This window comes from Mycobacterium sp., assembly GCF_039583805.1.
Taxonomy (GTDB): Bacteria; Actinomycetota; Actinomycetes; order Mycobacteriales; family Mycobacteriaceae; genus Mycobacterium.
Map to the genome: position 1 here is coordinate 1 of NZ_JAVKSH010000155.1, position 5,982 is coordinate 5,982.

6 protein-coding genes are annotated in these 5,982 nt (G+C 70.3%); 4 read left to right on the forward strand and 2 right to left on the reverse strand.

Annotated features, from left to right (window positions below; translation table 11 throughout):
- Positions 1-551, reverse strand: a 551-nt coding sequence (locus ABDW21_RS15980; RefSeq protein WP_343603054.1) for an SDR family oxidoreductase, incomplete at its 3' end; no start/stop codon positions are given.
- 37 nt (positions 552-588) lie between these two features.
- Between ABDW21_RS15980 and ABDW21_RS15985 the strand changes: the two genes are divergently transcribed.
- The 4 genes from ABDW21_RS15985 to ABDW21_RS16000 all read left to right on the forward strand — a co-directional run bounded on the left by ABDW21_RS15985 (position 589) and on the right by ABDW21_RS16000 (position 3,487).
- Positions 589-801: a hypothetical protein gene (locus ABDW21_RS15985; protein ID WP_343603053.1), complete on the forward strand. Its 213-nt coding sequence runs from the start codon at positions 589-591 to the stop codon at positions 799-801.
- A gap of 91 nt (positions 802-892) precedes the next feature.
- Positions 893-1,960 carry an alanine and proline-rich secreted protein Apa gene (locus ABDW21_RS15990; RefSeq protein WP_343603051.1) on the forward strand — a complete coding sequence of 356 codons (1,068 nt, stop codon included), beginning with the start codon at positions 893-895 and terminating at the stop codon, positions 1,958-1,960.
- Between the two features lie 144 nt (positions 1,961-2,104).
- On the forward strand, positions 2,105-2,407 hold the full coding sequence (locus ABDW21_RS15995; protein WP_343603049.1) for a GlsB/YeaQ/YmgE family stress response membrane protein: 303 nt from the start codon (positions 2,105-2,107) through the stop codon (positions 2,405-2,407).
- A 39-nt stretch (positions 2,408-2,446) separates the two neighbouring features.
- Entirely contained in the window at positions 2,447-3,487 is a 1,041-nt protein-coding gene (locus ABDW21_RS16000; protein ID WP_343710733.1) for a zinc-binding alcohol dehydrogenase family protein, read from the forward strand.
- Positions 3,488-3,574: 87 nt separating this feature from the next.
- On the opposite strand, the gene ABDW21_RS16005 is transcribed toward ABDW21_RS16000, so the two are convergent.
- Positions 3,575-5,953, reverse strand: a complete 2,379-nt coding sequence (locus tag ABDW21_RS16005) for a phosphoketolase family protein (RefSeq protein WP_343603047.1) — start codon at positions 5,951-5,953, stop codon at positions 3,575-3,577.
- Between the last annotated feature and the right edge of the window lie 29 nt (positions 5,954-5,982).

Genomic DNA, 5,982 nt, shown 5'->3' on the forward strand with positions numbered 1-5,982 from the left:
GAGCCGGTCAGCCCCTCGTAGCCGGGCTGCGCGGAGCGGCCCGCGGCGACCGCGTTGACGGTGATCCCCCGGGTGCCGAAAACCGTCGCCTGCCCTGCGACCCAGGTCGCCAGCGCGGCTTTGACGGCGGCGTCGGCGCTGCCCGCCGGCGGGTTCTCGGGTACCACGGCGACGACCGACCCCCCGGAACGCAGGTGATCACCGACGGCGTGCACGGTCAGCACCGCCGAGAGCACGATGGCGTCGAGGGCGCTGCGCCACGCCGCAGCCAGATCCGGCAGCGAGTACCCGCGCGGGTCGCCGACGTCCCAGCGCGGCGCCGGCACGTGGACGATGGTGTCGAGGTGATGCGGGAACAGTTCCTGCGCGTCGGCGAGGGCTGCCGGGTCGGTGGTGTCGCAGACGATCGCGTCGGCGTCGAGTTCCTTGGCGGTGACTTCGAGGTCGTCGCGGCGCTTTCCCGTCACCGTCACCCGGTGGCCGGCCTCCCGAAAGCCTTCGGCGACGACTCGACCCAGTTCGGTGTCGCCTCCGGTGACCAGCACCTCCACGCCAGGGCCTCCTTCTTGTCAGCGTCAGCACCACGCCGTGGCCCGCACACTTTCGGCGCAGCCGACGTGGGTGCTGCAGATATGTTACTGGACGGTAGCAACGGATCAAACGTTCCTGGCCGCGACACGGCCGCGAATTGGCCGACTGCTGGCCGCCGCGCTGCTCTCACTCGAAGAGCGGGTCGTGTTCGTCGCCGACGCTCTGCAGGTGACCCTGTACCCGGCACCGGCCGACCATCGCACCGGGTGATGCGAGACCGTGTGGGCAACGCCCCGCCACCCAATCACATTCACAGCAATCCACACTTGCGTCACGGGTGTAACACGGTAGGTTTTTCGCCATGAACCAGCTGGAATCGACCGTGAAACGGCGTCGACGTCGTCGGGGCCTTCGGGCAGCGCTGGCGCTCGCCGCGATAGCGGCTGCCGGCTACGCCACCATCGCGTCACCGCCGACGACGGCAACTGCCGATCCGGCGCCGCCACCACCGCCGGCACCGACCGCGACCGCGCCCGCGCCGGTCAATCCCAACGCCGCACCGGACAGCGCCCCGGGGCCGGGTGGTCCCGACGCGGCGCCGCCCGCAGACGACCCGGTGGCGGCGCCGCCGGGAACCGACCCGAACGCACCACCGCCGGTCGCCGACCCCAATGCGCCCGAGCCGGCGCGGGTCGACAACCCGGTCGGTGGGTTCAGCTACGTCGTGCCGGACGGCTGGGTGGAATCTGATGCCACCCACCTCGATTACGGGTCGGCACTGCTGAGCAAGGAGATCGGGCAGGCCGTGCCGGGCCAGCCGACGCAGGTCGCCAACGACACCCGCGTCGTACTCGGCAGGCTGGACCAGAAGTTGTATGCCAGCGCCGAAGCCGACAACACCAAAGCCGCGACCCGGCTGGCGTCGGACATGGGTGAGTTCTTCCTGCCGTATCCGGGGACCCGTTTCAACCAGGAGAACACGCAGCTGAACGCCAACGGGATGACCGGGGCGGCGTCGTACTACGAGGTCAGGTTCAGCGACACGTCCAAGCCGAACGGCCAGATCTGGGCCGGCGTGATCGGCCCCTCCGCCCCGAACGCCGGGCAGGCCGCGCAGGCCGCCCAGAAACAGCGCTGGTTCGTCGTGTGGTTGGGAACCGCGAACGATCCCGTCGACAAAGGCGGCGCCACGATCCTGGCTGAGTCGATCCGCCCGCTGCAGCCACCGCCCGCAGCGCCGGCCCCGGGTGCGCCGGCGCCCGCCCCGGCTCCGGCTCCCGGTGCGCCGGCTCCCGCGGCTCCGGCCCCGGGTGCACCGGCTCCGGGTGCACCGGCTCCCGCGGCTCCGGCCCCGGGTGCTCCGCCGCCTCCCGGCCAACCGGCCGCGGAGAACGCTCCGCGCGCCCCGGGCGGCGCCCTGCCCGCCTGATCCGCCACCCGCCGGGCGCACGCACCAGCCCGGGACGGTGCTTCGACTGTGTCCGATACGCAGCCCGAATCGTTACGTCGACGTGGTACACCGAAATGACGGTTCAGCAGCGCGCTTACCGGGAGCGAGAGCAAGGAGATCCTGATGGACGTCATGGCAGCGACTGACATTCTTGCCCGTTCGACGACGCTGACCAGCGTCGGTTGGATCGGTTACGTCATCATCGGCGCACTCGCCGGCTGGATCGCCGGCAAGATCGTCCGCGGTGGCGGAGCCGGCATCCTGATGAACATCGTGATCGGCGTCGCCGGCGCACTGATCGGCGGCTTCCTGCTCAGCTTCTTCGTCGACACCGCCGCCGGCGGCTGGTGGTTCACGCTGTTCACCGCGACCCTCGGCTCGGTGGTCCTGCTGTGGATCCTCGGGCTGGTCCGTCGGGGAACCTGACGGGCTACTGCGTTGCCGCAGTAGCGGCATGATGGAGTCATGACGTCCAGGCCAGCCGCGGTGACCATGAAAGCCTGGCGGGTGCGCCGGCCCGGTCCGATGAAAACCGATCCGCTGCAACGGGTTACCACCGAAGTACCCCAACCGCAGCCATCCGAGCTGCTGGTGGCCGTGCACGCGTGCGGGGTGTGCCGCACCGACCTGCACGTCACCGAGGGTGACCTGCCGGTGCACCGCGACCACGTGATCCCCGGGCATGAGGTGGTCGGGGAGGTCATCCAAGTGGGCTCAGCGGTGGGCCCGGACGCCGGTGACGGCTTCGCCGTCGGCGACCGGGTCGGGATAGCGTGGCTGCGGCACACCTGCGGGACATGCGGGTACTGCCGGCGCGGCGACGAGAACCTGTGCCCGCAGTCCCGCTACACGGGCTGGGACGCCGACGGCGGCTACGCCGAATTCACCACCGTCCCTGCAGCATTCGCTCACCAGCTGCCGAGCGGATACAGCGACAGCGAGCTTGCCCCCCTGTTGTGCGCGGGTATCATCGGCTACCGGTCGCTGCTGCGCGCCGAGCTGCCGCCCGGTGGTCGGCTGGGTTTGTACGGGTTCGGCGGCAGCGCGCACATCACCGCGCAGGTGGCGCTGGCGCAGGGCGCCGAGGTGCACGTCATGACGCGCGGGGCCAGGGCCAGGGAGTTGGCGCTGGCGCTGGGTGCGGCGTCCGCGCAGGGCGCCGCCGATCCGCCGCCGGTGCCGCTGGACGCCGCGATCCTGTTCGCCCCGGTCGGGGATCTGGTGCTGCCGGCGCTGCAGGCCCTGGACCGCGGTGGCACGCTGGCCATCGCGGGCATCCACCTCAGCGACATCCCGAGCCTGAACTATCAGCGCCACCTGTTCCAGGAGCGCCAGATCCGGTCGGTCACGTCGAACACCCGCGCCGACGCGCGAGCCTTCCTCGATTTCGCCGGACACCATCACATCACCGTGACCACACCGGAATATCCTCTGGCGCATGCGGATCGGGCACTGTCCGATCTCAGCGAAGGCCGCATCGCGGGCGCGGCGGTGCTGCTGGCGTGACCTCAGCCGGGCGGTGCCGGTGCGACGGAGCCCACCACCGCCAAAGGAGCGACGCACGGCGCTGCCCGGTGGCGGCTGTGTCGCGGTTCAGCGACTGTCGGAGTTCCAGGTCCAGCCGACGATGTCCGGGGCGTCCTCGCCGTGCTCGCGGGTGTAGCGGCGGGCGGCCAGCCGGGAGTCGGCCATCTGCTGACGCAGTATCGCGGCTCGCCCGGCCAGCCCGTCCACCCGGTCGATGACGTCCATCACCAGGTGGAACCGATCCAGGTCGTTGAGCATCACCATGTCGAACGGCGTGGTCGTGGTGCCGCGCTCCTTGTAGCCGCGCACGTGGATGTGACCGTGGTTGGCGCGCCGATAGGTGAGCCGGTGAATAAGCCACGGATAGCCGTGGTAGGCGAAGACGACCGGCCTGTCGCGGGTGAACAACGCGTCGAACTCCCTGTCCGACATGCCATGTGGATGCTCGGAGTCGGGTTGCAGCCGCATCAGGTCGACCACGTTGACCACCCGCACGGCCAGATCGGGCAGTTCGCGGCGCAGGATGTCGGCGGCGGCCAGCGTCTCCAGCGTCGGGACGTCGCCGGCACACGCCAGCACCACGTCGGGCTCGCCCTCGGCGGTGCCGGCCCACGGCCAGACGCCCAGCCCGCGGGTGCAATGGGCGATCGCGGAGTCCATGTCGAGGTACGCCAGTGCGGGCTGCTTGCCGGCGACGATGACGTTGACGTAGTCGCGGCTGCGCAGACAGTGGTCGGCCACCGACAGCAAGGTGTTGCCGTCCGGCGGCAGGTAGACCCGCACCACCTCGGGCCGCTTGTTGGCGACGAGGTCGATGAAGCCGGGATCCTGGTGCGAGGCGCCGTTGTGGTCCTGGCGCCACACGTGCGAACTCAGCAGGTAGTTCAGCGACGCGATGGGCCGCCGCCACGCCAGCTCGCGGCTGGTGGCCAACCATTTGGCGTGCTGGTTGAGCATCGAGTCGACGATGTGCACGAACGCCTCGTAGCAGTTGAACAGGCCGTGCCGGCCGGTCAGCAGGTAGCCCTCCAGCCAGCCCTGGCACAGGTGCTCGGAGAGCACCTCCATCACCCGGCCGTCCGGGGTGAGGAGTTCGTCGCCGGGCAGGGTCTGCGACAGCCACACCTTGCCGGTGGACTCGAAGACGGCGGACAGCCGGTTGGAGGCGGTCTCGTCGGGGCCCATCAGCCGGAACCGGTCGGGGTTGCGCGGGATCACGTCGCGCAGGAACGTGCCCAGCACCCGGGTGGCCTCGTGGGTCTGCACACCGGGCTGCGGCACCGGGACCGCGTAGTCGCGGAAGTCCGGCAGGTCCAGGTCGTGCAGCAGCAGCCCGCCGTTGGCGTGCGGGTTGGCGCTCATCCGGCGATCACCGGCCGGCGCCAGCGCCCGCAGCTCCGGCCGCAGGGCGCCGTCATCGTCGAAGAGCTCGCCGGCCCGGTAACTGCGCAGCCACTCCTCCAGCTGGGCGCGGTGTCCGGAGTCGTCGTGTGTCTCGGCCAGCGGAACCTGATGCGACCGCCAGGTGCCTTCCACCTGCTTGCCGTCGACCACTTTCGGGCCGGTCCACCCTTTGGGGGTGCGCAGCACGATCATCGGCCACACCGGCCGATCCGTGCTGGCGCCGCCGCGTGCGGCGCGCTGAATCGTCGCGATGTCCTCGAACGCGTCGTCGAGCGCGCCAGCCAGCTGCCGGTGCACGTCGACCGGGTCGTCGCCGGCGACCGTGATGGGCCGGTAGCCGTAGCCGCGCAGCAGAGATTCCAGCTCCGCGCTCGGGATGCGGGCCAGCACGGTCGGGTTGGCGATCTTGTAGCCGTTGAGGTGCAGGATCGGCAGCACCGCGCCGTCGACGGCAGGGTTGAGGAACTTGTTGGAGTGCCAGCTGGCGGCCAGCGGCCCGGTTTCGGCCTCGCCGTCGCCGACCACGCAGGCCACCACGAGATCGGGATTGTCGAACGCCGCCCCGTAGGCGTGCACCAGGGCATAACCCAGTTCGCCGCCCTCGTGGATGGAGCCGGGCGTCTGGGCCGCGACATGGCTCGGTATGCCACCGGGAAAGGAGAACTGCCGGAACAGTTTTCGCATGCCGTCGGCGTTCTGGCCGATGTCGGTGTAGACCTCGCTGTAGGTGCCCTCCAGGTAGGCGTTGGCCACCAGTCCGGGCCCACCGTGACCAGGCCCCGTGACGAAGAGCACGTTGGCGTCGCGGTGACGGATCACCCGATTCAGGTGGGCGTAGACGAGGTTGAGCCCCGGAGTGGTGCCCCAGTGTCCCAGCAGCCGCGGCTTGACGTCATCACGTGTCAGCGGTCGGTGCAGCAGCGGATTGTCCAGCAGGTAGATCTGGCCGACCGACAGGTAGTTCGCGGCTCGCCAGTAGGCGTCGATGCGGGCGAGTGCGTCGTCGGTAAGGACGTGGGGTGTCGCGGTTTCTGGGCCCATCTTCCCGATTGTGCACCGGCTACGCTGTG